At 55.3% G+C, this 24,017-nt stretch carries 30 protein-coding genes; 14 read left to right on the forward strand and 16 right to left on the reverse strand.

All coding sequences use genetic code 11. The features are described 5' to 3' along the window. The first annotated feature begins 2 nt into the window (after positions 1-2). From truB to ACYVB2_RS05230, 3 genes are all read left to right on the forward strand, one after another. On the forward strand, positions 3-998 hold the full coding sequence (gene truB / locus ACYVB2_RS05220) for a tRNA pseudouridine(55) synthase TruB (RefSeq protein ID WP_382430811.1): 996 nt from the start codon (positions 3-5) through the stop codon (positions 996-998). Beyond that, positions 995-2,818, forward strand: coding sequence for a translational GTPase TypA (gene typA / locus ACYVB2_RS05225; RefSeq protein WP_382430809.1), 1,824 nt, complete (start codon positions 995-997; stop codon positions 2,816-2,818). The genes truB and typA overlap by 4 nt, the downstream gene beginning before the upstream one ends. A gap of 184 nt (positions 2,819-3,002) precedes the next feature. After that, entirely contained in the window at positions 3,003-4,097 is a 1,095-nt protein-coding gene (locus tag ACYVB2_RS05230; RefSeq protein ID WP_382430807.1) for an enoyl-CoA hydratase/isomerase family protein, read from the forward strand. Positions 4,098-4,121: 24 nt separating this feature from the next. On the opposite strand, the gene smpB is transcribed toward ACYVB2_RS05230, so the two are convergent. Then, entirely contained in the window at positions 4,122-4,595 is a 474-nt protein-coding gene (smpB, locus tag ACYVB2_RS05235; protein ID WP_382430805.1) for an SsrA-binding protein SmpB, read from the reverse strand. 94 nt (positions 4,596-4,689) lie between these two features. On the opposite strand from smpB, the gene ACYVB2_RS05240 reads away from it, so the two are divergent. Further along, complete coding sequence (locus tag ACYVB2_RS05240) at positions 4,690-5,130, forward strand: type II toxin-antitoxin system RatA family toxin (RefSeq protein ID WP_382430803.1); 441 nt, start codon at positions 4,690-4,692, stop codon at positions 5,128-5,130. Further along, the gene (locus ACYVB2_RS05245) at positions 5,123-5,461 is read left to right on the forward strand and encodes an RnfH family protein (RefSeq protein ID WP_382430801.1); all 339 of its coding nucleotides are present in this window, start codon (positions 5,123-5,125) and stop codon (positions 5,459-5,461) included. Before ACYVB2_RS05240 ends, ACYVB2_RS05245 begins: the two co-directional genes overlap by 8 nt. On the opposite strand, the gene ACYVB2_RS05250 is transcribed toward ACYVB2_RS05245, so the two are convergent. Then, the gene (locus tag ACYVB2_RS05250) at positions 5,458-5,961 is read right to left on the reverse strand and encodes a DUF4124 domain-containing protein (RefSeq protein WP_382430799.1); all 504 of its coding nucleotides are present in this window, start codon (positions 5,959-5,961) and stop codon (positions 5,458-5,460) included. The two genes, ACYVB2_RS05245 and ACYVB2_RS05250, sit on opposite strands and share 4 nt — an antisense overlap. 53 nt (positions 5,962-6,014) lie before the next feature. Between ACYVB2_RS05250 and guaB the strand changes: the two genes are divergently transcribed. The 3 genes from guaB to ACYVB2_RS05265 all read left to right on the forward strand — a co-directional run bounded on the left by guaB (position 6,015) and on the right by ACYVB2_RS05265 (position 10,680). Further along, entirely contained in the window at positions 6,015-7,490 is a 1,476-nt protein-coding gene (gene guaB / locus ACYVB2_RS05255) for an IMP dehydrogenase (protein ID WP_382430797.1), read from the forward strand. Positions 7,491-7,553: 63 nt separating this feature from the next. Further along, a complete protein-coding gene (gene guaA, locus ACYVB2_RS05260) occupies positions 7,554-9,173 on the forward strand; it encodes a glutamine-hydrolyzing GMP synthase (RefSeq protein WP_382430795.1) in 1,620 nt (539 codons plus the stop codon). A 310-nt stretch (positions 9,174-9,483) separates the two neighbouring features. Then, positions 9,484-10,680, forward strand: a complete 1,197-nt coding sequence (locus tag ACYVB2_RS05265) for a tyrosine-type recombinase/integrase (protein ID WP_382430793.1) — start codon at positions 9,484-9,486, stop codon at positions 10,678-10,680. Here ACYVB2_RS05265 and ACYVB2_RS05270 read toward each other — a convergent pair. Beyond that, complete coding sequence (locus tag ACYVB2_RS05270; RefSeq protein ID WP_382430791.1) at positions 10,671-10,892, reverse strand: helix-turn-helix transcriptional regulator; 222 nt, start codon at positions 10,890-10,892, stop codon at positions 10,671-10,673. The genes ACYVB2_RS05265 and ACYVB2_RS05270 overlap by 10 nt on opposite strands. A gap of 144 nt (positions 10,893-11,036) precedes the next feature. Between ACYVB2_RS05270 and ACYVB2_RS05275 the strand changes: the two genes are divergently transcribed. Next, positions 11,037-12,299 carry a hypothetical protein gene (locus ACYVB2_RS05275; protein ID WP_382430790.1) on the forward strand — a complete coding sequence of 421 codons (1,263 nt, stop codon included), beginning with the start codon at positions 11,037-11,039 and terminating at the stop codon, positions 12,297-12,299. A gap of 14 nt (positions 12,300-12,313) precedes the next feature. Further along, complete coding sequence (locus ACYVB2_RS05280) at positions 12,314-12,541, forward strand: hypothetical protein (RefSeq protein WP_382430788.1); 228 nt, start codon at positions 12,314-12,316, stop codon at positions 12,539-12,541. A gap of 68 nt (positions 12,542-12,609) precedes the next feature. On the opposite strand, the gene ACYVB2_RS05285 is transcribed toward ACYVB2_RS05280, so the two are convergent. Then, complete coding sequence (locus ACYVB2_RS05285) at positions 12,610-13,431, reverse strand: KilA-N domain-containing protein (protein WP_382430786.1); 822 nt, start codon at positions 13,429-13,431, stop codon at positions 12,610-12,612. A gap of 353 nt (positions 13,432-13,784) precedes the next feature. Between ACYVB2_RS05285 and ACYVB2_RS05290 the strand changes: the two genes are divergently transcribed. Beyond that, positions 13,785-14,528 carry a hypothetical protein gene (locus tag ACYVB2_RS05290; RefSeq protein ID WP_382430784.1) on the forward strand — a complete coding sequence of 248 codons (744 nt, stop codon included), beginning with the start codon at positions 13,785-13,787 and terminating at the stop codon, positions 14,526-14,528. Then, positions 14,525-15,196: a response regulator transcription factor gene (locus ACYVB2_RS05295; RefSeq protein ID WP_382430782.1), complete on the forward strand. Its 672-nt coding sequence runs from the start codon at positions 14,525-14,527 to the stop codon at positions 15,194-15,196. The genes ACYVB2_RS05290 and ACYVB2_RS05295 overlap by 4 nt, the downstream gene beginning before the upstream one ends. 83 nt (positions 15,197-15,279) lie before the next feature. Here ACYVB2_RS05295 and ACYVB2_RS05300 read toward each other — a convergent pair whose 3' ends face one another. From ACYVB2_RS05300 to ACYVB2_RS05355, 12 genes are all read right to left on the reverse strand, one after another. After that, complete coding sequence (locus ACYVB2_RS05300; protein WP_460535593.1) at positions 15,280-16,122, reverse strand: hypothetical protein; 843 nt, start codon at positions 16,120-16,122, stop codon at positions 15,280-15,282. Between the two features lie 572 nt (positions 16,123-16,694). Further along, positions 16,695-17,255 (reverse strand): hypothetical protein, encoded by a 561-nt coding sequence (locus ACYVB2_RS05305; RefSeq protein ID WP_382430778.1) that lies wholly within the window; start codon positions 17,253-17,255, stop codon positions 16,695-16,697. 14 nt (positions 17,256-17,269) lie between these two features. Further along, entirely contained in the window at positions 17,270-17,584 is a 315-nt protein-coding gene (locus ACYVB2_RS05310; RefSeq protein ID WP_382430776.1) for a hypothetical protein, read from the reverse strand. A gap of 57 nt (positions 17,585-17,641) precedes the next feature. Beyond that, a complete protein-coding gene (locus ACYVB2_RS05315; protein WP_382430774.1) occupies positions 17,642-17,890 on the reverse strand; it encodes a hypothetical protein in 249 nt (82 codons plus the stop codon). 64 nt (positions 17,891-17,954) lie between these two features. Then, on the reverse strand, positions 17,955-18,389 hold the full coding sequence (locus ACYVB2_RS05320) for a hypothetical protein (protein ID WP_382430772.1): 435 nt from the start codon (positions 18,387-18,389) through the stop codon (positions 17,955-17,957). A gap of 165 nt (positions 18,390-18,554) precedes the next feature. After that, entirely contained in the window at positions 18,555-19,541 is a 987-nt protein-coding gene (locus tag ACYVB2_RS05325; protein WP_382430770.1) for a recombinase RecT, read from the reverse strand. Positions 19,542-19,564: 23 nt separating this feature from the next. Then, positions 19,565-20,551, reverse strand: a complete 987-nt coding sequence (locus tag ACYVB2_RS05330; protein WP_382430768.1) for a YqaJ viral recombinase family nuclease — start codon at positions 20,549-20,551, stop codon at positions 19,565-19,567. A gap of 466 nt (positions 20,552-21,017) precedes the next feature. Then, positions 21,018-21,152 carry a hypothetical protein gene (locus tag ACYVB2_RS05335; protein ID WP_382430766.1) on the reverse strand — a complete coding sequence of 45 codons (135 nt, stop codon included), beginning with the start codon at positions 21,150-21,152 and terminating at the stop codon, positions 21,018-21,020. After that, positions 21,149-21,340: a hypothetical protein gene (locus ACYVB2_RS05340; RefSeq protein ID WP_382430764.1), complete on the reverse strand. Its 192-nt coding sequence runs from the start codon at positions 21,338-21,340 to the stop codon at positions 21,149-21,151. Before ACYVB2_RS05340 ends, ACYVB2_RS05335 begins: the two co-directional genes overlap by 4 nt. A gap of 1 nt (position 21,341) precedes the next feature. Continuing rightward, the gene (locus ACYVB2_RS05345; RefSeq protein WP_382430762.1) at positions 21,342-21,704 is read right to left on the reverse strand and encodes a hypothetical protein; all 363 of its coding nucleotides are present in this window, start codon (positions 21,702-21,704) and stop codon (positions 21,342-21,344) included. Between the two features lie 151 nt (positions 21,705-21,855). Continuing rightward, on the reverse strand, positions 21,856-22,119 hold the full coding sequence (locus ACYVB2_RS05350) for a hypothetical protein (protein WP_382430760.1): 264 nt from the start codon (positions 22,117-22,119) through the stop codon (positions 21,856-21,858). 608 nt (positions 22,120-22,727) lie between these two features. Further along, positions 22,728-22,958 carry a hypothetical protein gene (locus ACYVB2_RS05355; RefSeq protein WP_382430758.1) on the reverse strand — a complete coding sequence of 77 codons (231 nt, stop codon included), beginning with the start codon at positions 22,956-22,958 and terminating at the stop codon, positions 22,728-22,730. Positions 22,959-23,404: 446 nt separating this feature from the next. Between ACYVB2_RS05355 and ACYVB2_RS05360 the strand changes: the two genes are divergently transcribed. Beyond that, positions 23,405-23,695, forward strand: a complete 291-nt coding sequence (locus tag ACYVB2_RS05360) for a type II toxin-antitoxin system RelE/ParE family toxin (RefSeq protein ID WP_382430756.1) — start codon at positions 23,405-23,407, stop codon at positions 23,693-23,695. Between the two features lie 9 nt (positions 23,696-23,704). Continuing rightward, positions 23,705-24,004 carry an addiction module antidote protein gene (locus ACYVB2_RS05365; RefSeq protein ID WP_382430754.1) on the forward strand — a complete coding sequence of 100 codons (300 nt, stop codon included), beginning with the start codon at positions 23,705-23,707 and terminating at the stop codon, positions 24,002-24,004. Positions 24,005-24,017 lie beyond the last annotated feature (13 nt).

The raw sequence follows: 24,017 nt of genomic DNA on the forward strand, positions 1-24,017 counted from the left end.
GCATGAACGCGCCACGCACGAGGGTGCAGCGGCGCCCTGTGCATGGGGTGTTGCTGCTTGATAAGCCGCTGGGCTTCTCCAGCAACGATGCCTTGCAAAAGGCCAAGTGGTTGCTGCGCGCCGAAAAAGCGGGCCACACTGGCACCCTGGACCCGTTGGCCACTGGCGTGCTGCCGCTGTGCTTTGGTGCTGCCACCAAGTTCAGCCAATTGCAGCTAGAGGCCGTCAAGACTTATGAAGCCATTGCCTATCTTGGTGTGACCACCACCACTGGTGATGCCGAGGGTGATGTGCTGGCACGGTGTGCCATCACGCCCGAGATGCTAACCCCTGAGCGTTTGGCAGCAGTGCAGCAGCAGTTCACTGGGGCTATCCGTCAGGTGCCACCGATGTACAGTGCGCTCAAAAAGGATGGCAAAGCCCTGTATGAGTATGCACGGGCGGGTGTAGAAGTGGAACGTGCAGCCCGCGAGGTGGAGATTCACGCTTTGCGCTTGGTGTTGTCATCTGATGCACAGGGCCATCCTGTGATTCGGATGGTTGTGACATGCAGCAAAGGCACCTACATCCGTACCCTGGGCGAGGACATTGGCGCAGCACTTGGTTGTGGTGCCCACCTGACCTTTTTGCGCCGCACCGATACCGGTGGCCTAGGGGTAGAACGCTGTGTCACGCTGGCCGACTTTGAGGCCATGAACGAGGCGCAGCGGTTGGCCTGTCTGTTACCCCCCGAGGCTTTGCTGGCCGACCATCTGCATGTCACATTGGGCAGCGAAGATGCTGGGCGCTTTCTGTCGGGGGTGCGCAGACGGGGTGCTTGGCCTAACCATCCCGCAGTGGCTGTGTTTGGTCACTCTCCCCACACACTGTTGGGCGTGGGGCACACCGTGGCGGGAGAGCTGGTGCCCGATCGCCTGCTCAGTCCGATTGAAATTCAACAAATTCTAGAAAGTCGTACGCTGGCCGCCCCTGCTGCCAGCATTTTGGAAACACTATGAGCACACAAATTCGCAATATCGCCATCATCGCCCACGTTGACCACGGTAAAACTACCATGGTTGACCAGTTGCTGCGCCAGTCAGGCACCTTTGCCGACCACGAAAAAGTGGTCGATACCGTGATGGACAACAACGCCATCGAACGTGAGCGCGGCATCACCATCTTGGCCAAGAACTGTGCCGTGAGCTGGGAAGGTACCCACATCAACATCGTCGATACCCCCGGCCACGCGGACTTCGGTGGTGAAGTCGAACGCGCGCTGTCGATGGTCGATGGCGTGGTGTTGCTGATCGATGCCCAAGAAGGCCCGATGCCCCAGACCCGTTTCGTGACCAAAAAGGCGCTGGCCTTGGGCCTCAAGCCTATCGTGGTCGTGAACAAGGTAGACAAACCCGGTGCCAACTGCGACAAGGTGGTCAATGCCGCTTTTGACTTGTTTGACAAGCTGGGTGCCACCGATGAGCAATTGGATTTTCCGGTGGTGTACGCCTCGGGTATCAATGGCTGGTCTTCGCTGGAAGAAGGTGCTCCTGGTGAGCAGTGGGGCCCTGATATGTCGGCCCTGTTCAACACCGTGCTGAAGCATGTGCCCGCACAAAAGGGAGATCCAGCCGCTCCGTTGCAGTTGCAGGTTTCGGCGCTGGACTTCTCCACTTTTGTCGGCCGTATCGGCGTAGGCCGTGTCAGCCAAGGCACCATCAAGCCCGGCATGGACGTGCTGGTGATGGAAGGCCCAGATGGCAACCAGTTCAAGGGGCGTGTCAATCAGGTACTGACTTTCCAAGGTCTAGACCGTGTGCAAGTGACCGAAGCCGGCCCCGGCAACATTGTGCTGATCAACGGTATTGCTGACATCGGTATTGGCGTGACGGTGACCGATCCGCTCAACCCCGCACCGCTGCCCATGCTCAAGGTGGATGAGCCTACCCTGATCATGAACTTCTGCGTCAATACCAGCCCCTTGGCTGGCCGCGAAGGCAAGTACGTTACCAGCCGCCAAATTTGGGATCGTCTGCAAAAAGAGCTGCAACACAACGTGGCCCTGCGCGTCAAGGAAACTGACGAAGACGGTATCTTTGAAGTGGCTGGCCGGGGTGAATTGCACCTGACCATCTTGCTGGAAAACATGCGTCGCGAAGGTTACGAACTGGCGGTATCCAAACCCCGTGTGGTCTTCAAAGACGTGAACGGCGAAAAGCACGAACCTATTGAGCTGGTCACTGCCGACATCGAAGAAGGTCACCAAGGTGGTGTGATGCAAGCCTTGGGCGAGCGCAAGGGTGAACTGGTCAATATGGAACCCGATGGTCGGGGCCGTGTCCGTTTGGAATACCGCATTCCGGCCCGTGGTCTGATCGGTTTTACCAACGAATTCCTGAACCTGACCCGTGGTTCGGGCCTGATCTCCAACATCTTTGACAGCTATGAACCACACAAGGGTGATATTGCTGGTCGTAAAAATGGTGTGCTGATCTCGATGGACGAAGGCGAAATCTTCACCTACGCTCTGGGCAAGCTCGATGACCGGGGTCGTATGTTCGTCAAGGCCGGTGATCCAGTGTACGAAGGCATGATTGTGGGTATCCACAGCCGTGATAACGATTTGGTGGTCAATGCCACCCGTACCAAGCAGTTGACCAACTTCCGTGTCAGTGGCAAGGAAGATGCTATCAAAATCACGCCCCCGATTGATCTGACGCTGGAATACGGCGTGGAGTTTATCGAGGACGACGAACTGGTCGAAATCACGCCCAAGAGTGTGCGTCTGCGCAAGCGCCACCTCAAAGAGAGCGATCGCAAGCGTGCTGGTCGTTCTTGATCTTTGCCCGGCACTGGGTGCCGGTGTGAGCACAAAAGCCACTGCCTTTGCGGTGGCTTTTTTTTAGGAATCAGCTGCCATGGCTGCATGGAGTCATCTATTCCAACCCTAATGGCGCAATCGGTACCCTGCCGTATCGCACAATGGACGCTTTGTGTCGTAAATGAACCAGAAGGAAAGAAAAATGACGGAGACGGTCTCTGAGGTCTTGAGTGAAGTGCGTGGACAGGTGGGGTTGATCACGCTCAACCGTCCACGGGCGCTTAATGCGCTTTCGTTGGGCATGGTGCGTGATTTGATGACCATTTTGTTGGCCTGGAAGGATGACCCTACCGTATTGGCTGTAGCCATCCGGGGCAGCAACAAAGAAGGCCCATTTGGTGCCTTTTGTGCTGGGGGCGATATCCGCTTTTTGCACCAAGCGGGCAGCGTGGGTGATCCCCAAATCGAAGATTTCTTTACCGAAGAATATGCCCTAAACCACCTGATCCACCGCTATCCCAAGCCCTATATTGCCTTTATGGATGGCATTGTGATGGGTGGTGGTATGGGCATCAGCCAAGGTGCTGCGCTGCGCATTGTGACGGAGCGTACCAAAATGGCTATGCCCGAGACGGCAATTGGCTTGTTTCCGGACGTTGGGGGCGGCTACTTTTTGAGCCGTTGCCCCGGTCGTGCGGGCGAGTGGCTGGGGCTGGTGGGTGAAACCATTGGTGCTGGTGATGCCATTGCCTTCAACTTGGCCGATGGCTTCTTGGCCGCTGACCAACAAGCCAGCGTCTGGGAGGCATTGGGCCAGCAGACTTTTGCCAACGGCGCCGCTGTGCGTGCTTTTGTGGCAGAGCAATTGAAAACAGCCGTGCCCAAGCTGGAAACCTTCCATGCCGACATCAACCAGTATTTTGCACTTGGTAGCGTCAGTGCCATCGTGTCGGCACTGGAAGCTGCCGATAGCGACTGGGCTAAGGCCACAGCGGCCTTGTTGCGCAAGCGTTCACCGTTGATGCTGCATGTGGTGTTGGAGCAGGTACGCCGGGCCCGCAGCATGGACTTGGCCCAAGACCTGCGTATGGAGCGTGATTTGGTGCGCCATTGCTTCTATTTGCGTCCTGGTCAAAGCGAAACCCTGGAGGGTATTCGTGCGCTGGCTGTGGACAAAGACCAGTCGCCGCGCTGGAGCCCGGAGCGCATTGAAGACGTATCGCCTGAGCTGGTGCAATCTTTCTTTGCCAGCCCTTGGCCGGCCCACGCCCACCCGTTGGCCGCCTTGGTGGGTTGAGTTCAACCGCCGGTACGCCCCGCTTTAGCGGTGGTGTACCTTCATGGCCCGCTCGACTTCGCGTTTGCCTTCGCGCTCTTTGATGGTGTCGCGTTTGTCGTGCTCTGCCTTGCCTTTGGCCAGTGCCACCTCGCATTTGACGCGGCCCTCTTTCCAATGCAGATTGAGGGCAATCAGGGTGTAGCCTTTTTGCTCCACCTTGCCAATCAGGCGGCGGATCTCATCCTTGTGCATTAGCAGTTTTTTGGTGCGTACGGCATCAGGGTTGACGTGGGTAGATGCCGTCTTGAGTGGGTTGATTTGGCAGCCAAACAAGAACAGCTCGCCATCGCGAATCACCACATAGCCATCGGTGAGTTGCACCTTGCCTTCGCGCAGTGCCTTCACTTCCCAGCCTTGCAGCACTACGCCCGCTTCGTAGCGTTCTTCGAAAAAATAGTTGTAGGCCGCTTTTTTGTTATCGGCAATGCGGGAGGAGGTTTGGGGTTTCTTGGCCATCGGAAATAGTTGCGGCGCCAACCGGGAGATCAAAGGCCTCCCTACAATTGCTGCCGTCGCGCAACTGCGATTCTAGTTTCCCCCACAGCATTCCATGAAAACCGTCAGCAAGTCCGTATTGATCTGGTATAGCCCCGAAGAGATGTTTGCCCTTGTCACCGGGGTAGACCAATATCCACAGTTTTTGCCGTGGTGTGATCGGGCGCGCGTGATTGAACAAGACGGTAGCAGTATGCTGGCCGAAGTGGGCATTGCCCTGAGTGGCTTGCGCCAATCGTTTGTCACCCGCAACACCCATGAGCAAGGGCGGCGCGTGCAAATGAAATTGGTCAAGGGGCCATTTTCACGGCTGGATGGGGACTGGCATTTCCATGCCGTGGGCGATGGCTCGCAGCGGGCCTCTAGGGTGGAGCTGAAGCTGCATTACGGTTTTTCTAACAAGGTGCTGGCTGGTTTGGTGGGGCCAGTGTTTGACCGCATTGCCGCTACGATGGTCGATGCTTTCGTGAAACGCGCACAGCAGGTCTATGGTTGAGATGCTGCCCTCTGTTTTGAGCGTGAGCGTTGTGGCCTCTTTGCAGCCCGGCCAAGTCTTGGAGCGCACATTGCAATTGCCTCTAGGCGCTACCTTGGCGGATGCTGTGCGGGCCAGTGCCTTACTGGCCCCAGAGCTGCCATTGCAGCAATGGCCCACTTGTGGCATTTGGGGCAAGGTGATGGCACCTGCGCAACCGCTGCGTGATGGCGACCGGGTAGAACTGTACCGCCCCTTGACGGTAGATCCTAAGGTGGCCCGGCGTGAACGCTTTGCCCGTCAGGGCGCACGCGCAGCAGGTCTGTTTGCCCGCCCCAAGGCCCCGCTTTAACGCTTGCAGTTGGTGTCAATGACTTTTTGGATGCGTTGCTGCTCAGTAGCGCGCGTGGCTTCATCCATGAACACGCTCTCTCCCTTGGCATTGGTATGGCGCAGCAGTTGACCTGACTCAAAAGTGGTCTTGGCGGCTTGAGCACGCGCGCAGTTTTCGGCTTGGCTTTGGGCTGCACGGTCATCCTCGGCCTTTTTCTTGGCCGCTTCTGCTGCATCAGCCTGTGCTTTACGGGCCTGTAATGCAGGATCTACTTTGCTGGCCTTGGGTGCTGCCGTTGCTGCCGCCTCATCAGCCGGTGGTGTGGTCTCTACCACAGGGGCTACCGTGCGCTGATGTCCTCCTGGCCTGCGCAAAATGTTTTGTTCTGGAATGTCTATGGGGGGTGCGCGGTCACTGAAAACCTTGCGGCCATCCTTTTCCACCCATTGCCATTGGGCCCAGGCGCCCGATGACAGGGTGCAAAGCAGTGCAAGCAAAAGGGGGTAGTGCTTTTTCATGGTTCGAAGTGTAGCGGCGCTGGCGGCTACAATTGGTTTTTTGGAGCTTTCACATGCGCCTTCTTGGAAAAGCACTCACCTTCGACGATGTGTTGCTGGTGCCAGCCTATTCCCAAGTCCTACCCAAGGACACGTCCCTCGCGACCCGTTTCTCCCGCAACATCGAGCTGAACCTGCCTTTGGTGTCCGCTGCCATGGATACCGTGACAGAGGCACGCTTGGCCATTGCCATCGCCCAAGAAGGCGGTATTGGCATCGTGCACAAAAACCTGACGGCCCAAGAGCAGGCGGCCCAAGTGGCACGCGTCAAACGCTACGAATCGGGTGTTTTGCGCGATCCAGTCGTGATCACGCCAGAACACACGGTGTTGCAGGTGTTGCAATTGTCTGAGCAATTGGGCATTTCTGGTTTTCCGGTGTGCGATGGCGGCAAGGTGGTGGGTATCGTGACGGGGCGCGACTTGCGCTTTGAGACCCGCTACGACGTCAAGGTGCATCAGATCATGACACCACGCGAGCGCCTGATCACCGTCAATGAAAAAGATGGTACTTCTCCAGAAACCGCCAAGGCGCTGCTGAACAAGTACAAGCTTGAGCGCATCTTGGTGGTCAATGATGCCTTTGAGCTCAAAGGCCTGATCACTGTCAAAGACATCACCAAGCAAACCAGCTTTCCCAATGCCGCGCGCGATGCCTCGGGCCGCTTGCGTGTGGGGGCTGCTGTGGGGGTGGGCGCTGGCACCGAAGAGCGTGTAGAGGCGCTGGTGCGGGCTGGGGTAGATGCCATTGTGGTCGACACTGCCCACGGGCACAGCCAAGGCGTGATCGAGCGCGTGCGTTGGGTCAAACAAAACTACCCACAAATTGACGTGGTGGGCGGCAACATCGCTACCGGCGCGGCGGCGCTGGCGCTGGTGGAGGCTGGTGCTGATGCCGTCAAGGTCGGTATTGGCCCCGGTTCTATTTGCACCACGCGCATTGTGGCGGGTGTGGGTGTGCCGCAAATCATGGCGATTGACAATGTGGCCACGGCGCTCAAGGGCACGGGCGTGCCATTGATTGCGGATGGCGGTATTCGTTATTCGGGCGACATTGCCAAAGCTTTGGCCGCTGGCGCCAGCACCATCATGATGGGTGGCATGTTTGCTGGCACTGAAGAAGCCCCCGGCGAGGTGATTTTGTTCCAAGGCCGCAGCTACAAGAGCTACCGTGGCATGGGTAGTATTGGTGCCATGCAGCAGGGCAGTGCCGATCGCTACTTTCAGGAGTCCAGCACCGGCAACCCCAATGCCGATAAGCTGGTGCCCGAGGGCATCGAAGGCCGCGTACCTTACAAAGGCTCGATGGTATCGATCGTCTATCAGATGGCCGGTGGCGTGCGTGCCGCCATGGGCTATTGCGGCTGCGCCTCGATTGCAGAAATGAACGAGAAGGCCGAGTTCGTCGAAATCACCACGGCCGGTATCCGTGAGAGCCACGTCCACGACGTGCAAATCACCAAAGAAGCGCCCAACTACCGCGCCGATTGATTCTTGTACCGCCACAGGCCCGAACCCAGCCAGCGGTGTTCGGGCCTTTTTCTTTTTACCGCCATGCAACATTCCAAAATTCTCATTCTCGACTTTGGTTCTCAGGTCACGCAACTGATTGCCCGCCGTGTGCGCGAAGCCCATGTTTTCTGCGAAGTCCATCCCTGCGATGTGTCTGACGATTGGGTGCGCGCCTATGCCCAAGATGGCACGCTCAAGGGGGTGATTTTGTCGGGCAGCCATGCCAGCGTTTATGAAGACAGCACCGACCGAGCACCACAAGCGGTGTTTGAATTGGGTGTGCCGGTGTTGGGCATTTGCTATGGCATGCAAACCATGGCACAGCAACTGGGTGGTAAGGTCGAAAGCGGCCACACCCGCGAGTTTGGTTACGCTGAAGTGCGCGCCCACGGCCACACGGCTTTGCTGCAAGATATTGCCGACTTCACCACCCCCGAAGGCCACGGCATGCTCAAGGTCTGGATGAGCCACGGTGATAAGGTCACTGAATTGCCCCCCGGCTTTCAGGTGATGGCTAGCACGCCCAGCTGCCCGATTGCTGGGATGGCCGATGAAGCCCGCAAATACTACGCGGTGCAGTTCCACCCTGAGGTGACGCACACGGTGCAAGGCCAAGCGTTGCTCAATCGCTTTGTGCTGGATATCTGCCAAGCCCGCCCCGATTGGATTATGGGGGACTACATTGAGGAAGCGGTGCAAAAGATCCGCGAGCAAGTGGGTGATGAAGAAGTGATTCTGGGGCTGTCAGGTGGTGTGGATTCGTCGGTGGCGGCTGCACTGATTCACCGCGCGATTGGCGACCAGCTCACCTGCGTTTTTGTCGATCATGGTCTGTTGCGCCTGAACGAGGGCGACATGGTGATGGAGATGTTTGCAGGCAAGCTGCACGCCAAGGTGATTCGGGTGGATGCCTCCGAGTTGTTCTTGGGCAAGCTGGCTGGGGTGTCAGAACCAGAGCAAAAGCGCAAGATCATTGGCGGCCTGTTTGTCGATGTCTTTAAGGCTGAAGCCGCTAAGCTCAAGGCCGGTGATGGCGGTCACAAGGGGGCAACCTTCTTGGCCCAAGGCACTATTTACCCTGATGTGATTGAATCGGGCGGAGCCAAGAGCAAAAAGGCGGTCACCATCAAGAGCCACCACAATGTTGGCGGTCTGCCTGAGCAATTGGGCCTGAAACTGCTAGAACCGCTGCGCGAGCTGTTCAAGGACGAAGTGCGCGAATTGGGCGTGGCGCTGGGCCTGCCGCGCAATATGGTGTACCGCCATCCCTTCCCTGGCCCCGGTTTGGGGGTGCGTATTTTGGGTGAGGTGAAAAAGGAGTACGCTGACCTGTTGCGCCGTGCCGATGCCATCTTTATTGAAGAGCTGGGCAACTTTGTGGATGAAGCCACGGGCAAGAGTTGGTATGACCTGACCAGCCAAGCCTTTACGGTGTTCTTGCCCGTGAAAAGCGTCGGCGTGATGGGCGATGGCCGTACCTACGACTATGTGGTGGCGCTGCGGGCCGTACAAACCTCTGATTTCATGACTGCCGACTGGGCTGAATTGCCCTATGCATTGCTGAAAAAGGTTTCTGGCCGGATTATCAACGAGGTGCGTGGTATCAATCGTGTCACCTACGATGTGTCTAGCAAACCACCAGCTACTATTGAGTGGGAATAATCCGGCAACCGGAAACTACCGGAACTGACAGGAACTAAATGGCCTTCTAGCCCGCATCACTGCGGGCTTTTTTGCTCCTGAATATGGAAACAACTGGAAATAACTGGAACTGCCAAGAACTGTTTTTTTCATGGCATTTTTCATGGTACTAAAGCTATCAGATACCATCGAGGTGGCACGATACCAACACCATCACAAACTTTGAGTGATGGTACTGTATCGGTTTAACTTGTTGATATTTAAAGCAATACCACGTCTTTGATGGTCTATTTCTAGATGCTGGTATTGCAGCCGAATTCAGGAGGATTCGATGCTGACCGATACCAAACTGCGCACCCTCAAGCCGACAGGAAAACTCTACAAAATGCCTGATCGTGATGGCCTGTATGTTGCCGTCACGCCTACAGGAACGGTGTCGTTCCGGTTCAACTACCGCATCAATGGGCGTCAGGAGACCCTTACCTTGGGGTGCTACGGTGCCGGTGGTTTGACGCTGGGAGAGGCCCGCGACAAACTCAATGAGGCCAAGAAGATGATTGCGGCCGGGAAGTCTCCGGCCAGAGAGAAATCAAGGGTAAGAGCCCGTACCAACGCTGGTGAGACGTTTGGCGCTTGGGCACAGAAGTGGCTGGATCTGCACCAGATGGCAGACAGCACCAGGGACATGCGGCGCTCTGTCTACGAGCGAGATGTGAAGCCGAAGTTTGAGAATGTGAAGTTGGCCGAGATCACCCACGAGGATGTGCGGATGCTGGCCAACGCCATCGTGGCACGGGGGGCACCGGCCACGGCAGTCCATGCGCGTGAGATTGTGATGTTGGTGTACAAATTTGCCATCGCCAAAGGCCAGCCGGTGAGCAACCCGGCTGATTTGGTGGCACCTACCAGCATTGCCCGATTTGAACCCCGAGATCGGGTACTGGAGCCAGCAGAAATCAAGCTGTTCTATCGCTATCTGGAGCGTATTGGCACGTCGCCCAGCATCAGGGCAGCTGCTCGGCTGTTGCTGCTGACGATGGTGCGCAAAAGTGAGCTGACCAACGCTGAATGGAGCGAGGTCAATTTCACCGATGCGGTGTGGACGATTCCAGCAGAGCGCATGAAGCGCAGGAAACCCCATCTGGTGTTTCTGTCGCGCCAAGCACTGGACATCATGGTCGCATTGAAGACCATGGCCGGTGGCTCTCGGTTTGTGCTGCCTTCGCGCTACGATATCGACAGCCCGATGAGCAGCGCCACGCTGAACCAGGTAATGACCTTGGTCTACCGACTGGCCCAGAAAGAAGGGCAAAAGCTGGGCAAGTTTGGCCCCCACGATCTGCGCCGCACTGCCAGCACCCTTTTGCACGAGTCGGGCTACAACACCGACTGGATAGAAAAGTGTCTGGCCCATGAGCAAAAAGGGGTGCGGGCGGTCTATAACAAGGCCGAATACCGGGAGCAGCGGACGGCTATGTTGCAGGACTGGGCCGACATGATTGACCGCTGGGTGGCAGGTCAGGACTGATGGGTGCATGGCGGGGTCAAAGAGCCAATTTGGCGGGATTTCAGCCATGCTTCTACCTCCGCCTCTACCCAAGCCACGCAGCGTGCGCTAAGCACCCGGCGCTTGGGGAATTGCCCCTTCTTTTCGAGGTTCAGGATGTGCCGGTCGGTGTAAGGCACACGCTCTAGCAGCGTCTTGCGCCGAATGTAACGGATAGGCTCGGTGGTGGTCATAGTGGTGCTCCAAAAGAAAAAGCCCCGACTGGCGGGGCGTGGTGGGGGAGGGTGAAAAAAAGCCCGCACTGGGCGGTGCTACTGCATGGGGGGTGTAGTAGAGTGTGCGTTATCCTCTTTGATAACAAAACAGAGGGTGCATCGGTGACTAGTGAAGTTCTGATTCTTAATAAGCGTGCGGTCGTGCTAGGGGCTGATAGTGCTGTCACTACGTCTGGCGGCGATCATCCAAGGTACTCTAAGTCAGCGAACAAGATTTTCGAGCTCTCGCGGGGCGGCAATGTTGCCGCAACAATTTTCGGCTCTGCAACAATAGACTTGCTCCCTTGGGAGATTGCTCTAAAACTCTTCAGAACGCAGCTTGGGAACACATCCTTTAGCCGTCTCGATGAGTACAGCACTGCACTCCTTAAGTTCTTGAGTGGAAACAATAAGTTGTTTCCGGCGGAGCTTCGAACCTCCTGGATCGAAAGCCAGTTTGACGAAGCAGTGAAAGTAGCCTTGAATGAGATGAGTCGCCGAATTTTCGACACAGACGTTCCGTTACAGGAGAGACGGAATTGTTGGGCGAAAGAGGTGGAGCGCCTGAAAGCACTTATCAAGGACAGAGGGGTTTGCCAGGCACTGACACAAAAACCTCTTGACGAAATATTAGATCGCTACGCGCTTACTCCTTGGGTCTCACGTGTCACAGAGCAACTTTTTCAGGCTGGGCTAGATGCTGTAAATGCACATGAACTTGCGGCTCTCGGGCACGAAATTCGCTACTGTTATCCAGAACTAGTACTCGGAAGCACTGGACTTGTGATCGCTGGTTTTGGTGAAGATCAAATCTTCCCTGCGTATGAACATTTCGCTGTCTACGGTCACATAGGTGAGGAGCTTGCCTACAAGAAAGTAACTTCATTTGAGGTTACGCACACTAGCACCGCAATGATCCAGCCGCTAGCTCAGGCATCTATGATCAATATGTTCACAGAAGGTTTCAGTGCTTCATTGGAGAAGATAATCCAAGAGCAGGGAAATACTGCTTTTCTTGCCATTTTTGAGGAGCTGAAAAAAAATGGCGTGGATATTCCGAAAGAACTCGTTCAGTCGATTACTCAGAGGTGCCAAACAGACTTCATGGGAGCATGGAAGAGTAAAAATTGGCAGCAGAACTTTCATCCTCTTCTTGGAGTATTGCAATCTTTGAGCGTTCAGGAGATGGCGCACCTTGCGGAGTCTCTTCTAAGTTTGGAATCGCTCAAAGAGCGTGTAACCTCGTCATCCGAGTCGGTTGGGGGGCCTATCGATGTCGCTGCGATTACCAAGTCCGAAGGGCTTGTGTGGATACGGCGCAAACATTATTTTGATGCGAATCTGAACATGAGATACGCAGCTCGCCTTGAGCATTCATTCGAATGAACAGGAGTGCGGACATGAATAAACTGGAACAGTTTCTTTCCTCTGGGCAGCAGCGCCCAGGATCGCCTCTTCAGGAATTGATGGAGCAGGAAGTGCCGCGCATAACAAGCTACCAAGCATTTGCTGCAGAGGAGGCTGCTGCAAAAGAGCGTGCAGATCAAAGCCCGCTCGTGTTGTGGGCAAAGAAGAATTTTGGGAAGGATGCAGACCATCAGAAAAGTCGGCTTTTGAGTCAGCACTGACAGTCTGTCCTTTCGCTTGCCACTCACAAAGCCCGCCCTGTGCGGGCTTTGGTTTTGGTCTTTAAGGGCTACGCTGCAATACGCTGCTCAACCACGGCTTGCACTGCTGCAACCTCCAGCAAGGCATTGCCGATTTCTCGCGCCCGATCCACTGTCAACCTGACGTGGGCGGCACAGCCGTTGAACATCAGGCCGAACTGGATTTCGTCCAGCAGGTTGGATACAAAGGCATTGCCCGGCTCGCCATCTTCGGCCCGCAACTCGATGTATTTGTACCGGGCATCGAAGTTGACTAGGGTGGAGCGCCGGGGCGAACGTTCCATCAACGATGGCCGTGGCATGGCCGCTGGCTTGGGGGCCGGTGCCGGGGGCAGCTTGCCCCGCAGGTAAGCGCACACTTCGTCGTACTTGGTGGCGGGCAGTTCGTGGTAACTGTTGACCCGGAATTTATGGTGCAGCCGGTTCCACGTTTCGCCGAAACCTTGCACACCGGCATCCACTACCTGATGCACCAGCTCTTTAATGCCTTGGGCTTGGGCGGGGCTGATGCGGGTGTAATCGATGGCCGGATCGTGGGGATGCGGTGCAGTGGCATCCAGAAACACCCGGATGACCTTGAGGTGAAAGGCTGCGCTGATCCATGTGGCATATGCAATAACCAGTTCGCGGCAGGCGTAGGTGCCAATCTTTGGCTTGGCAGTAATAGCCGGAATTCCGGCTATTTGAATTTCATCAATCAGCGCCTTTGTTTGCTCGTTGTTGATGAAGTAGCTCGGTCGATGCTTGTCTTCTCCGCCTGCTGCTTTGTGTAGGTCGTTGAGTGAGAACAGGCCGTTGAGTTGACGAACGACGATTTCGCCAATGGCGAAGGTTTGAATGGTTTGCGACATGGCGCGGCTCCTTGTTGAGACTTTGAAGCCTCGCTGGAGCGTTCTTACGCGCCGCCAACGAGGTGGCCGGGAGGTTAAGAACCAGTAACAAGCCTGGCGGACTTCTTCCCCTTGCGGGTCTTGTATCCGTCGCCCTCCCGGCCGCAAATCAACCGCCTGCAAAGTGCAGGCGCGGAATGTCCGGGCGCAAAAAAACCGCTGACTATCGGGTGCGGTTCATCCGCTTGTTACTGGAGTTCTTACGCTCCACCTCTTTCGAGGCACAAGCATCATACCTTGGCAACTGCTGGCCTGTCTAGATGGTGGCGTCATGGTAGAAAGTTGGTTTCCACAAAAAAGTAGCGGGGGAAGCGATGGTCAAATTGACACCAATTCTTGAGGTCGTCCGGGACATCCTGAAAAACGCAGGCATGAAGGGGATGCACGTTGACGAGATCGCGGCAGCGGCCGTGTCTGTCAACAAGAACATGGGCCTGTCTGCCGAAGATTTTTCTAGGCGCATCCAATCTGCCCTTGCCAGTAACTTGAAGCTGAAAACGCAAAAGCCTTCCTTTGCGAAGGTAGAGGGTGCAAAGAAAGGGCAGTTCAAGCGGGGCTGGTACCGGGTCAAGATTGACAGGTCGGTGTCAACAACGCCCGTCATCGTGCCGCCTGAAGCTGATAGGTCTTTTCTTGGGAAGGCTGGCGAACTCGCAGTGATGAGTGAGCTTCTGTTTTGGGAGTACAACGCATCGTCAATGCTAGTTGATTCCGGCATTGATATTGTTGCCAGCAAGGGCGGGAAATATTTCCACGTTCAGGTCAAGACGGCATCGGAGCGTGATGGGCGGTTTATTTTTACCATCAAGAATGCATCATTCCAGTCGAACCATGATTCGACGATGTTTTATGTATTTGTTTTGCGACGTAAGACAAATAATGAATTCGTTATCATTCCAAGTGCATATCTCAAAGCATTGATTGCTGGTGGGAAAATAAACCAAGGGCCAACTATCTCGATATTTATCACGATAGACCAAAAGAGTAAAAAGTATCTACTCAATGGTGATGTGGATGTTGGGATCTATGTTGGTAATTTTGGTGGGATTATTGTTTGAGTAATTTTGTTCGGAAGGGTCTTGAAGTGGATTCGTTTTCAAAGCTGATATCTTCGATTTCTGGGCTTGCGTGGCCATTAATCATTGCTGTATTGGTGTATAAGCTTTATGAGCCAATAAAAGGGCTGATTGATTCGGCGCAAGGAAGGAAATTTACGATTAAGGTTGGAGGTAATGAACTTACCATGGAAGAGGCATCTGAGCAGCAGAGAGTAATTATTGCTGATCTTGCTAAGAAAATTGCTGTATTAGAAAAGAAAATTTCACAGAGTGATGCATCTATCATGGATGATTTAGGAGTCAATACGAAAAAAGGAAAGAAACGCATTCTATGGGTTGATGATATTCCGAGAAATAATAGCACTTTGATGGAGAATTTGAAAGATCAAGTGAAAAGTGTAGATGTAGCCATTAGTACAGATCAAGGCATTAAGCTTTTTTTGGAAAATAAATATGATTTGATAATTTCGGATATGGGGCGGCCAGAAGGAGATCATGCTGGGATTGATCTTACGAAGAGAGTGAGGGAGTTGAATTCAGAAATACCAATATTTATTTATTGTGGCTCTTGGGCTGCTAGAAATCTACGTGAAGAATCATTGAATGCAGGGGTTAATGAGATAACTGCATCCGGCTCAACATTGGTTGGCCTTGTTTCATCTTTATAAAAATTAAAAATTAAAAATTTGGAATTTATATATGACCATCGCATAAGAATGTCTACTGCGAAATAGCATTCAACTGCTACTATTCAAATAGTACGATAACTTTTCCTCCACCGCTTAATCACCCCCTCCGCCAACAGTTCTGCCTGCAACTCCCGCGCTGTCCCCGTGCTGCCCCCCACCAACTCTTGAATAGCCCGCACACTTGGGTTCATACCCCCCAGCACGGCGGCCCGCACCTTGGCATATCGCTGGTCGGTCGCGGTGGGCGTGCTGGGGATTTCGGTGGCCGGTACCGCAACTGGCTTAAGCACCGGACTGTGCTGCTGTGCTTCTGGCGGCACGGTTTGGGCTGGCACAGTGGGCACAGGCATGGCCCAAACCACGCTGGACGGGGTAATGGCTGTGCCTGTCATCATCAGCCACTTGCCCCAGTCTGGCACGGTGCCTACAGAGGGAAGCACGGTGTTTTGTGCTTGTGCTGGCACAGTTGGCACGGTAGCAAGCACAGGCAAAGCACAGTTGGCACGCAGGAGCACACCCGCTGTGCTCATCAGCACCAAGCCCGTGATGCTCATGAGCACAGCACGGGCAGTGTTGTAAGCAATGGTGCCGCTGTGTCCCAGTGCCTGTGCCAAAGTGTGCTGCTGCTGTGCCAGCAACCGTGCCAACTCTACCGCTTGGGCATCGGCTTGTGCTTCCAGCGCTTGAGCTGCTTGCAGAAGCTGGGCACCATCTTGGCGTTGGTTGATAAAGCGACTACCCACCTGCTCTTGGGCAGTTTGGCGCATGGCAATCGCGCTTTGCTGGGCTTTGGCAATGCTGGTGTATAGATAATCAATGCGGGCCTGTGTACCGGCCCGACTGGCCTCACTTGATTGCATCAGCACTTGCTGGGTTGTAAATACGGTGACGGTTTCAAACGCCATCAATAACAATCCCATTCCCAGCAGCAGCCAGCGTAAAGACCGCATAACCCTGCTGGGTAGGAGGGCGGCAATAAAAAATGCTGCCACCTCTGCCAGAATCATCAGCAATCCTGCAATCGCCAGTGCATCACGAGCAGTTTCATTAGGCTCCATCCGCTGCAAACCCAGAACAAAGAAATGCCCGGTGACTGCGCTGAAGGATAGGCCAATGCAGGCAGAAACAGCGGCCAAGGCTTTGTAAATCTTTGGGGATAGATGCGGGGGCATTTTATGGAGGTGGGAATTTAAAAAAGCCCGTACTGGGCGGGCTGGTGTGATGTGTTTCGATCAAAAGTAGATTCACCTAAAACAACGGGCCGCCGTCAGGTGGAAACGATGAGCGGTGATATGCCCATTGGCGAATTTCTTTGATCTTTTTACGGATTGCTTTGCGCCGCTGACGCGAGTTGCCCGAAAACCCTGCAAGGGTGTCCTCTATATGCTCACGGGTGTTGCAGTATGGGCATGCCATTTCTGGGCCGCCGGTCAGCATTTGTTGCTCATCACAAGCATCCAAATCCCACATATACCCATCAAGGCATCGGCCATCTGGGTAGTAGGCCCCAAACGTAGGTGCCTCGTAGTTGCAACCGAGTTTTTTGGTCATGCTGCGCTACCCTCCCAAGGCAAGGCATAAATGCCATCGATACCCTGCTCAAGCGGCAGGGCCTGCACTGTGGGTACCGGCTTAATCGGCACCGGGTCTGCATCGAAAAGGTCAAGCGGCCCCGTGATTTCAACCCGGCCTTCATCGTGTAGCAGGCCAGACAGGAAGGCGACGCTTTCGGTGGTGACTCCGAGCCATCGAAGTCGCGGCCACCAATGTGCACACAGGCACCGCTCACATAGTTGGCGTATTGCACCGGCGAAAGAAAGTCGTTGCGGACAATCAGTGCTTCGGTGTCGCCGCGCCACAGGAACGCCTCTAGGGCTTCATCAAAGTAGGCGCACAAGTTGCGGTCAAGACCCTTGAAGACCAGCTTTAGGTCGAGGGCCAGAACCTCGTTCCCCTCTTCGCCTTCTTTGCGCACGTTGATGTGCTTGATGCTGGCCGGGTGGTTGATCTTGAAAGCTGGGCGTTGTGTTGTTGCCATGTCAGTTCTCCCTATCAATGCCCGCAGGCCAGCAGACCATCAGCGTCTTGCTTGGAGCCGCAACCGAGGCAGGTCTTTTGGAGCGTGAGAGCATCGCCAGTGAGCCAGAAGGCCTTGCCCTTGCCTTTGCCGGTGTCGTGGGGCACCCGGACGATGTAGGTGGACTGGCTCGATGGAGGAAGGGCAGGCACTTCCCCATGGTAGGCGTCAGGCAAATCACCATAAGGTGGGATGATGGCCTCGACCTGGCCGATTTTTTGAACCTTGGCACCGTGGGTGCGCAGCGCGACAGAGACGGAATCTCCAATGGAGAAATTGGTGGTGGGCATGGTGGCTCCTTGAAATTTGGGTGAAAAAAAGCCCGCGTGGTGCGGGCTGGTGGGTTCTCAATGCTTTGCTGCGAGAGTATCGGGTGCGTACAGCTTGAGCCATCCCTCTCCGGCAATGCCCCAGAAGGGTGCTGCTGTGATGGACAGCTCGCGTAACTGATCGAATTCATTTTGTTTGAACAACTCAGCGAGGCGGCGCGATACATCGCGATAGCGAATGCGCTCTTGATACGATGGCAGTACGAGATTGAATCGCGCAAGCACCACTTCTGCTGAAACTGCTGAAAACATATCGGATTGGGCCATCGAGGCTCCTTGGGACGTAAAAAAGCCCACGCTAGGTGGGCTGGTTGGTGGTTTTGGGGGTTGTCTAATATCGAAGACCAGAGGCTTGTTTTCGGATAGTTTCGTGAGCGCCATCAAGCAGCTTGCGCAACCTTGCGCATTCGGCTTCTAGCTGCCGCTTCTTCTCAACGACCGCAGCAAAGGCATCTTGTGCGCCTTCTTCTATAAGTTCCAGTTCGCGGATGCGTTCGCGCAGCTTTGCCGATTCGGCAGCACTGGTTTTTTGCATATCGGGGCCAGAACTCATCAGTGCCCATACCCCCTTCCATGCTTCCCATGCGCATATTGCTGGCCTAAAAACTGGCTCTCCACCGTGAATGCCAGAAATGTCTAGGCTAGTTCCATCTGCCCACAGCATGAATTGAAACTTGCATTCATCACCATTCGAGCCCCTGCGCAAAACAGCGACACGATCTTCCGTGATTGGTTTTTTCCAGAACTTCAGTTTTTTATCGCTCATAGTTTTCTCTCCTGCGTATCACGCCATTGCATACGCCAGCGCCCGCAGCGCATCAGCAGGCCACGGGCGCGGCCTAGGTGATTGGTGCAGCCAGCGGCCTAGGCCGTGGAATTGGGGCCAGTCGAGTGGCGCAGATTCCGGCATAAACACGGAACTCTGCTCCAATCAGTCGCTACCGAACTCGCGCAAGAACTCGTCTTGCGTTTGGGGCGCTTGCATGGCTTGTGCCGTTTCCATTCCATGTGTGGGCATCGGCGCCATCATTTCTGGTGCAGGCGGGGCGCTGGATGCCAGCATTTCTTGCACTTCCCCAGTTTCAGGGTCAACCACGGTCGGTGCATCGTCAGGCAGGATGCTGAACTCCCCGTCAATAGTGTCGAGGTGCTGATCCTTTCCAGCCTCGGCCATTCCATCCAGTGCAGCCGCCGTTTGAAACTCTATGGACAGCGGCAGATACTTGGCCAAGCGGCGGATAACCGTTTTGCGGCCCATTTCCACAAAATGCTCTTTCCAGACGCTGCTCGGGCGTTTGTTTTTGGCTTCTGCCGCAGCTCGGATTTGCTCCACTTGCAAGCGGCTCATGAACTCAAAGCAGTGCCCCCCATCCTTGAGCTTGGCGACTGCATAGAAACCAATGACTTGGCCGCGCTCACCCAAGCAAGGCTTGTGCTCCAGCTTCTCATCCAAGCCATAGACCAAATCAAAGTGGTCGTTTTCACAAACCTCATGTGCTGCAATGCTGATGATCTGGCCGCTGCGCCGGGCCAAGTCGATCAAGCCTTTGTAACCGATGATGACTTGAACGCTGTTCACCCATCGCTCTTGACCACCGGCATCTTTGCGTTTGGTATTGAAGGGCAGCAGGTAGGCATGGCCCAACACGGTATTAGGTTCCAGTCCCATTTGGGCACACTGCCCAATGGCCCCCACCAAACTGGCGACATCGCACTTAGCTAGGGCTGGGGTGGTGGTAGCGGCAATTTGAGCTACCTTGAGCAGACGCTCGGCATGGAGATGCTTGGGCAGCATCTTCTCGATTTCTGCCCGTTTGCTTGTCAGCAGATAGGCAATTTGCTGTTTGGGTGGCAGTTCTTTGTAGCTGACAGCAGCAGAGGTAGTTTTGGCAACGGCAGATTTGAGTGCGGTAGTCATGATGGGTTTTTCCTGTGAAATCGTTATTGCTTGGCAAAGAGGAATCGGCGGCTGCCGGGTTGGGTATGGGTGTGGGCAGCAATGAGTTCTTTGCTGGCTCCGCAGGCGATAGCCACGGCCTGCCAGTCGGTTTTTCGGCTGTCTTTGGGGCATTTCCAACTGACCAGCTTGTGCCCGTGTAGGGTGATGCTTGAGGCTTCGCCTAGGGATGTCTTGAGGGTGTCCAGACATTGCTCTAGGGTCTGTTCTGCGGCCTCAATCTGCGCCCGCAATACCACGGCATCGCTGTAGGCGGCCAGCATTTCAGTGTTGGCCTCAATGGCTTGGCCGTTGTCCAGTGGGAACAGCTTGGCGGCATCTGCGCCATTGCTGATGGCTGGTGGAACCCCCTTGAGCACATGGTCAAACCAGAAGACGCGGCATTGCTCCACCATGCTGGCGATGGTTTCTTCATCGCGCTCGATGCGCTTGATGACGAATTTCTGGCCACCAATCAGGCAGGCAAAATCACACCACGGTTGCCCAGTCACGGCCAAATACCACATGCCTTGGGCGGCATAGTGGACGGGGATAGCTTCATCATCACCATCACGGCCCCAGTCACTGGCCTTGTATGCGCTGGCTGTTTTGCATTCGAGGATGCCTTCCACCCCCAACAAGTGACCGCCGCTATCCAACCGTGCCCGGCTGCTAGGGGTGACGATGGCACGGTCGATATTGGCCAGTGCCCAGGGGTGGTGGGGGTGGCGCAACAACTGGCGCACGCGCTGCACTTTGCAGCCGCTGCGCTTGGCGTATTCTTGGGCCACTACGTCTTCCAGTACCGTGCCCCAATAGGCGGGCTCACTCATCTCGTTGGGTTGGGGTGGTGCCGTCTTGTCCAGGTACACATCCAGTGGCGTTTTCCAAGGGGAAAATCCTAAGATGGCCGCCACATCGCTGCCGCCGATACCTTGGCGGCGGGCATCCAAGAAGGCCTGTCGTTCAGCTTTGCTCATCGGAGTATTCATGGTCTTACTCCTGAAAATTGGTGATTGGTATCGAGAATGGGCAGCGGCCCCGGTGGCCGCCGTGTTGGATAGACGCCCACATGCCAGCACCCACACTTGTTGCAGTGGTAGGCGGACATGGGGATGTGGTAGTTGCGCCGGTCTTTCTTTGCGACTTGCTGGGCCAAGCCAAAGTCCATGCAGACCTTGGCTGTGCGGCAGGTAGCTTCTTCTAGCTGACCAGCCATGCCGCAAAGCCCACAATCGATGTGATCAGTGGCCCCAGCCACAGCCCCAAGGTCAGTGCCTTTTCCACCCTGTCGGGGTGAAAACACGCTTCTGGGTGTGGGCAGATGCCGCGCCCTTGGTTACAGCGGTTAAGGCACATTGGCGACCAGCCTTTCTTGGAACGGGCCGTCGATAGAAGGCCCGGCGCACAAAAAAGCCGCTACGAGAGCGGCTGTGATGATCCAGACGGTGATGCGGCTCATTGCCGCACGCACAGCACAATGATGCTGCGCGCCTCTGGGTAATCCAAGGCAGCTTGGTTATAGACGGCCTTGGTACTGGGGCCGATGGCGTCAAACTGATGGCGTCCAATCTTGACGATGTAGCGGCTCATTGCTCCACCCCCGCGCATTCCAGCACCGAGTCCAGCATTTCCACCAGCACTTCGGGGGTGACTTGCTTGGCCATCTCATCGAGCATTCGCAGCACTTGGTCTTTGGACATCTCCAGTGTCATGCTGATGACCCCAACTTGATAGCAGGGCACCATTTGGGCTGAGATGGCTTTAATGGGCAGTTTCATGTCACACCCCCGCCAAATCTTGAGCATGGTGGTCGATCCAGTGCTGGGCCAACGCTTCGCGCAAGTGGGCCACCAGTGGGCATTGGCTTTGCGCAATGACGGCCATCAGTGCATCGTGGGGCTTGCTGTAGGTGAGCGAGTCGTCGATGGCTTCGATGATGGGCACGGGCAAGATGCCGCTGCCGGTGCTGCGCAGTTGCGGTGCGGTCAGGCGCATCAGTGGCGCAGTCATCACCAGCTCAGTGAACAGGTAGCGAATGTCGGCTGCCACCTGTTGGTATTCATGGGCAGTGGCCTCTTGCGCCGCTTCCATTGCATCTTCATGCCGGGCGGCATCGAGTTCAGGGTTTGCTGTGTAGAACATGGACTTCTCCTTGGGGATGGGCGAAAAAAAGCCCGCTAGTGCGGGCTGGGGAGTTGAAACATCTGGAACATTTCTGATGGTCATTCCAGTCGTAAATGTTCCAAACGTAAAAATCTCTCTGTGTAGTGGGGTGTTTAAGTTGGAACGTTTTTCAGGAAAGTTGGCTACGGTTGTTCCAGTGCGGTTGTTCCAGTCTCGTGCATAGCCTGTCAAACTCAATGATTGCGTGGCGGCCAGTGATAAGGCCAGACGGCGACGGCGTCAGTTCTTCACGCAGCGCCCGTACTTCTTCAGTGAGCGCCTCTAGCCTAGCTAGAACTGCTGCGTCGTTTCCATGTCCCAAGATTTCACGCTGCATCATTTCTGCAAGCAACTTGGCTGAAGATTCTGGTGGTTTCGTGTCTGGTGCTGGCATGGTCAGGATATGAAAAAGCCCGCTGGGTGCGCGGGCTGGGGTTGATAGGTAGAGGGCGCTGGTACGCGATTGCGCGCTCACACTGCCGGTGTTGTTGCTTGTTCAGCACCCTCTGGGATACCCACACTCGGTAGGCATCGCACAAGGCCTGGCACTGGGCCGGGTAGAAAAGCTGCTTTTTTTCTGCTCTTGGCGGTGCAGAGCCGCCTCATCTGACGATTGTCATAGGTTTTCTCTGATTGATGTTCTATGGTGCTATCAGGAAGACGCTTTGCGCTCCCCACCGGGAAGTCCCAGTGGCAAAGCGCCTACCTGATGGCCCCTCTAAGCGCGGAGGGGGTGCGCGCCTGCATGCCGCAGGCTGGCTGGGTTCCTACATTTCGATCACCTCTAAATTGTCAAAAGTAGAAGGCAGTGCTGCGCGGTATGCGCGTCATTTCTGGCCTGTCGTGCGTTGAATGTTTCACTGCCCTCAAGTGGATACCCTGCGGTTTGGATGGGGCACCATTCCTCAACACAACCCCGGAGAGTTATTCGTCGCGGCCAAGACGACGATCCGTAAGGTATCCACTTGAAGGCCCGGCGCTGGGCCGGGTGCTGGCAAATCGTCAGTGAAATGCCTGTGGGCTTGTGAGGCGAGTGGCGTCTGCATTTCGGGCCAGCAACTCCGCAGATTCGTTATCAAGACTTGCGACGGTTCCTCCGGCAGCAACAAACTCGACGCAGTTGAGGCGGTGGCCGATAGCTTTGAGCCAGCGGCCAGCAAACGGCAGCCCAAATCCGCGTGGCACTTTGTAGAAGCACTTGATGTTGATGCCAGTGTTGTTTACGTTTTCCATGCCTATCTCCTGTTGTGGAAACCACAGCACCGACCCGCGATGCTCAGGTTTCCGCCCTATCTCTAAGGCGTGCGGACTCTGGTATCCGTTTGGCCGAATCAACATTCGGCACCTTGCTGGTGACATCCTCCTGCCCTCTCTGCGCAGGCCCTTCCCTACCCGTGTACCGCGCTTCGGCGGACTGGGACTGCCTAGCTTTTGGCAGCGCAACCTTTCGGCTGCTCTTTGCGTGTTGAGTTTTTAAAGGCCAAGGGCGTGCCTGTCCGATGACCCGGTGCCCACGCCGCGTTTTTTGCGGCATGGTAGAATTCTAGCGAAACGATAGAATAAAACAAGCGAAACGCTATAAATTCTCAAAACATAGGGTAAACCCCTAGTTTTTCCAATAGGTATGGGTGGTGGGTGGGAAGGAGTACTTTGTGTATCAAATAGGATACAATTGGGCCATGCGCAGTATTCAAACCACCCAAGTTTTTGATGCTTGGTTTGAGGGGTTAAAAGATAGGCAAGCCGCGATGCGGGTTCAGGTGCGCATTGACCGAGCCGAGCGCGGAAGCCTTGGTGACGTCAAACCCGTGGGTGAGGGCGTCTCTGAGATGCGCATCGACTATGGCCCCGGCTATCGGGTGTATTTCACCCAGCGCGGGATGGAGTTGGTGATTTTGCTGGCCGGTGGCGACAAATCTACTCAGGCCAAAGATATCAAGGCGGCGCTGCATCTGGCACGGCAACTGTAGGAGATCATCATGGGCATCAAGTTACGCAAATGGGATAGTGCTGAGCACCTCAAGACCGAAGAGGACATGGCGCTGTATCTACAGGTTTGCATAGAAGAAGCAGGGGACGATGCGGCTTTTATCGCCAGCGCGTTAGGCACCATAGCGCGTGCGCGTGGCATGTCTCAATTAGCACGGGACACAGGGCTGGGGCGCGAGAGCCTTTACAAAGCATTGTCTGGCGAGGGCAATCCTAGTTTTGCCACCATTTTGAAGGTAACGCACGCGCTGGGACTGCGCCTGAGTGTGGGGCCAATAGCCCATAGCTGAAGCAGGTAGAAAA

This window comes from Giesbergeria giesbergeri (assembly GCF_054779375.1).

Coding starts and splice junctions, on each gene's coding strand:
- ACYVB2_RS05285 (WP_382430786.1), bottom strand. CDS start 13,431: ATGTCGCAAACCATTCAAACCTTCGCCATTGGCGAAATCGTCGTTCGT.
- ACYVB2_RS05245 (WP_382430801.1), top strand. CDS start 5,123: ATGGTTGAGATGCTGCCCTCTGTTTTGAGCGTGAGCGTTGTGGCCTCT.
- ACYVB2_RS05230 (WP_382430807.1), top strand. CDS start 3,003: ATGACGGAGACGGTCTCTGAGGTCTTGAGTGAAGTGCGTGGACAGGTG.
- ACYVB2_RS05335 (WP_382430766.1), bottom strand. CDS start 21,152: ATGAGCCGCTACATCGTCAAGATTGGACGCCATCAGTTTGACGCCATC.
- ACYVB2_RS05355 (WP_382430758.1), bottom strand. CDS start 22,958: ATGGAAAACGTAAACAACACTGGCATCAACATCAAGTGCTTCTACAAA.
- ACYVB2_RS05240 (WP_382430803.1), top strand. CDS start 4,690: ATGAAAACCGTCAGCAAGTCCGTATTGATCTGGTATAGCCCCGAAGAG.
- ACYVB2_RS05300 (WP_460535593.1), bottom strand. CDS start 16,122: ATGGCGTTTGAAACCGTCACCGTATTTACAACCCAGCAAGTGCTGATG.
- ACYVB2_RS05290 (WP_382430784.1), top strand. CDS start 13,785: ATGGTCAAATTGACACCAATTCTTGAGGTCGTCCGGGACATCCTGAAA.
- smpB (WP_382430805.1), bottom strand. CDS start 4,595: ATGGCCAAGAAACCCCAAACCTCCTCCCGCATTGCCGATAACAAAAAA.
- guaA (WP_382430795.1), top strand. CDS start 7,554: ATGCAACATTCCAAAATTCTCATTCTCGACTTTGGTTCTCAGGTCACG.
- ACYVB2_RS05280 (WP_382430788.1), top strand. CDS start 12,314: ATGAATAAACTGGAACAGTTTCTTTCCTCTGGGCAGCAGCGCCCAGGA.
- ACYVB2_RS05350 (WP_382430760.1), bottom strand. CDS start 22,119: ATGCCAGCACCAGACACGAAACCACCAGAATCTTCAGCCAAGTTGCTT.
- ACYVB2_RS05305 (WP_382430778.1), bottom strand. CDS start 17,255: ATGGCAACAACACAACGCCCAGCTTTCAAGATCAACCACCCGGCCAGC.
- ACYVB2_RS05345 (WP_382430762.1), bottom strand. CDS start 21,704: ATGTTCTACACAGCAAACCCTGAACTCGATGCCGCCCGGCATGAAGAT.
- truB (WP_382430811.1), top strand. CDS start 3: ATGAACGCGCCACGCACGAGGGTGCAGCGGCGCCCTGTGCATGGGGTG.
- ACYVB2_RS05360 (WP_382430756.1), top strand. CDS start 23,405: ATGCGCAGTATTCAAACCACCCAAGTTTTTGATGCTTGGTTTGAGGGG.
- ACYVB2_RS05325 (WP_382430770.1), bottom strand. CDS start 19,541: ATGACTACCGCACTCAAATCTGCCGTTGCCAAAACTACCTCTGCTGCT.
- ACYVB2_RS05330 (WP_382430768.1), bottom strand. CDS start 20,551: ATGAATACTCCGATGAGCAAAGCTGAACGACAGGCCTTCTTGGATGCC.
- ACYVB2_RS05315 (WP_382430774.1), bottom strand. CDS start 17,890: ATGGCCCAATCCGATATGTTTTCAGCAGTTTCAGCAGAAGTGGTGCTT.
- ACYVB2_RS05310 (WP_382430776.1), bottom strand. CDS start 17,584: ATGCCCACCACCAATTTCTCCATTGGAGATTCCGTCTCTGTCGCGCTG.
- guaB (WP_382430797.1), top strand. CDS start 6,015: ATGCGCCTTCTTGGAAAAGCACTCACCTTCGACGATGTGTTGCTGGTG.
- ACYVB2_RS05320 (WP_382430772.1), bottom strand. CDS start 18,389: ATGAGCGATAAAAAACTGAAGTTCTGGAAAAAACCAATCACGGAAGAT.
- ACYVB2_RS05250 (WP_382430799.1), bottom strand. CDS start 5,961: ATGAAAAAGCACTACCCCCTTTTGCTTGCACTGCTTTGCACCCTGTCA.
- ACYVB2_RS05340 (WP_382430764.1), bottom strand. CDS start 21,340: ATGAAACTGCCCATTAAAGCCATCTCAGCCCAAATGGTGCCCTGCTAT.
- ACYVB2_RS05365 (WP_382430754.1), top strand. CDS start 23,705: ATGGGCATCAAGTTACGCAAATGGGATAGTGCTGAGCACCTCAAGACC.
- typA (WP_382430809.1), top strand. CDS start 995: ATGAGCACACAAATTCGCAATATCGCCATCATCGCCCACGTTGACCAC.
- ACYVB2_RS05265 (WP_382430793.1), top strand. CDS start 9,484: ATGCTGACCGATACCAAACTGCGCACCCTCAAGCCGACAGGAAAACTC.
- ACYVB2_RS05270 (WP_382430791.1), bottom strand. CDS start 10,892: ATGACCACCACCGAGCCTATCCGTTACATTCGGCGCAAGACGCTGCTA.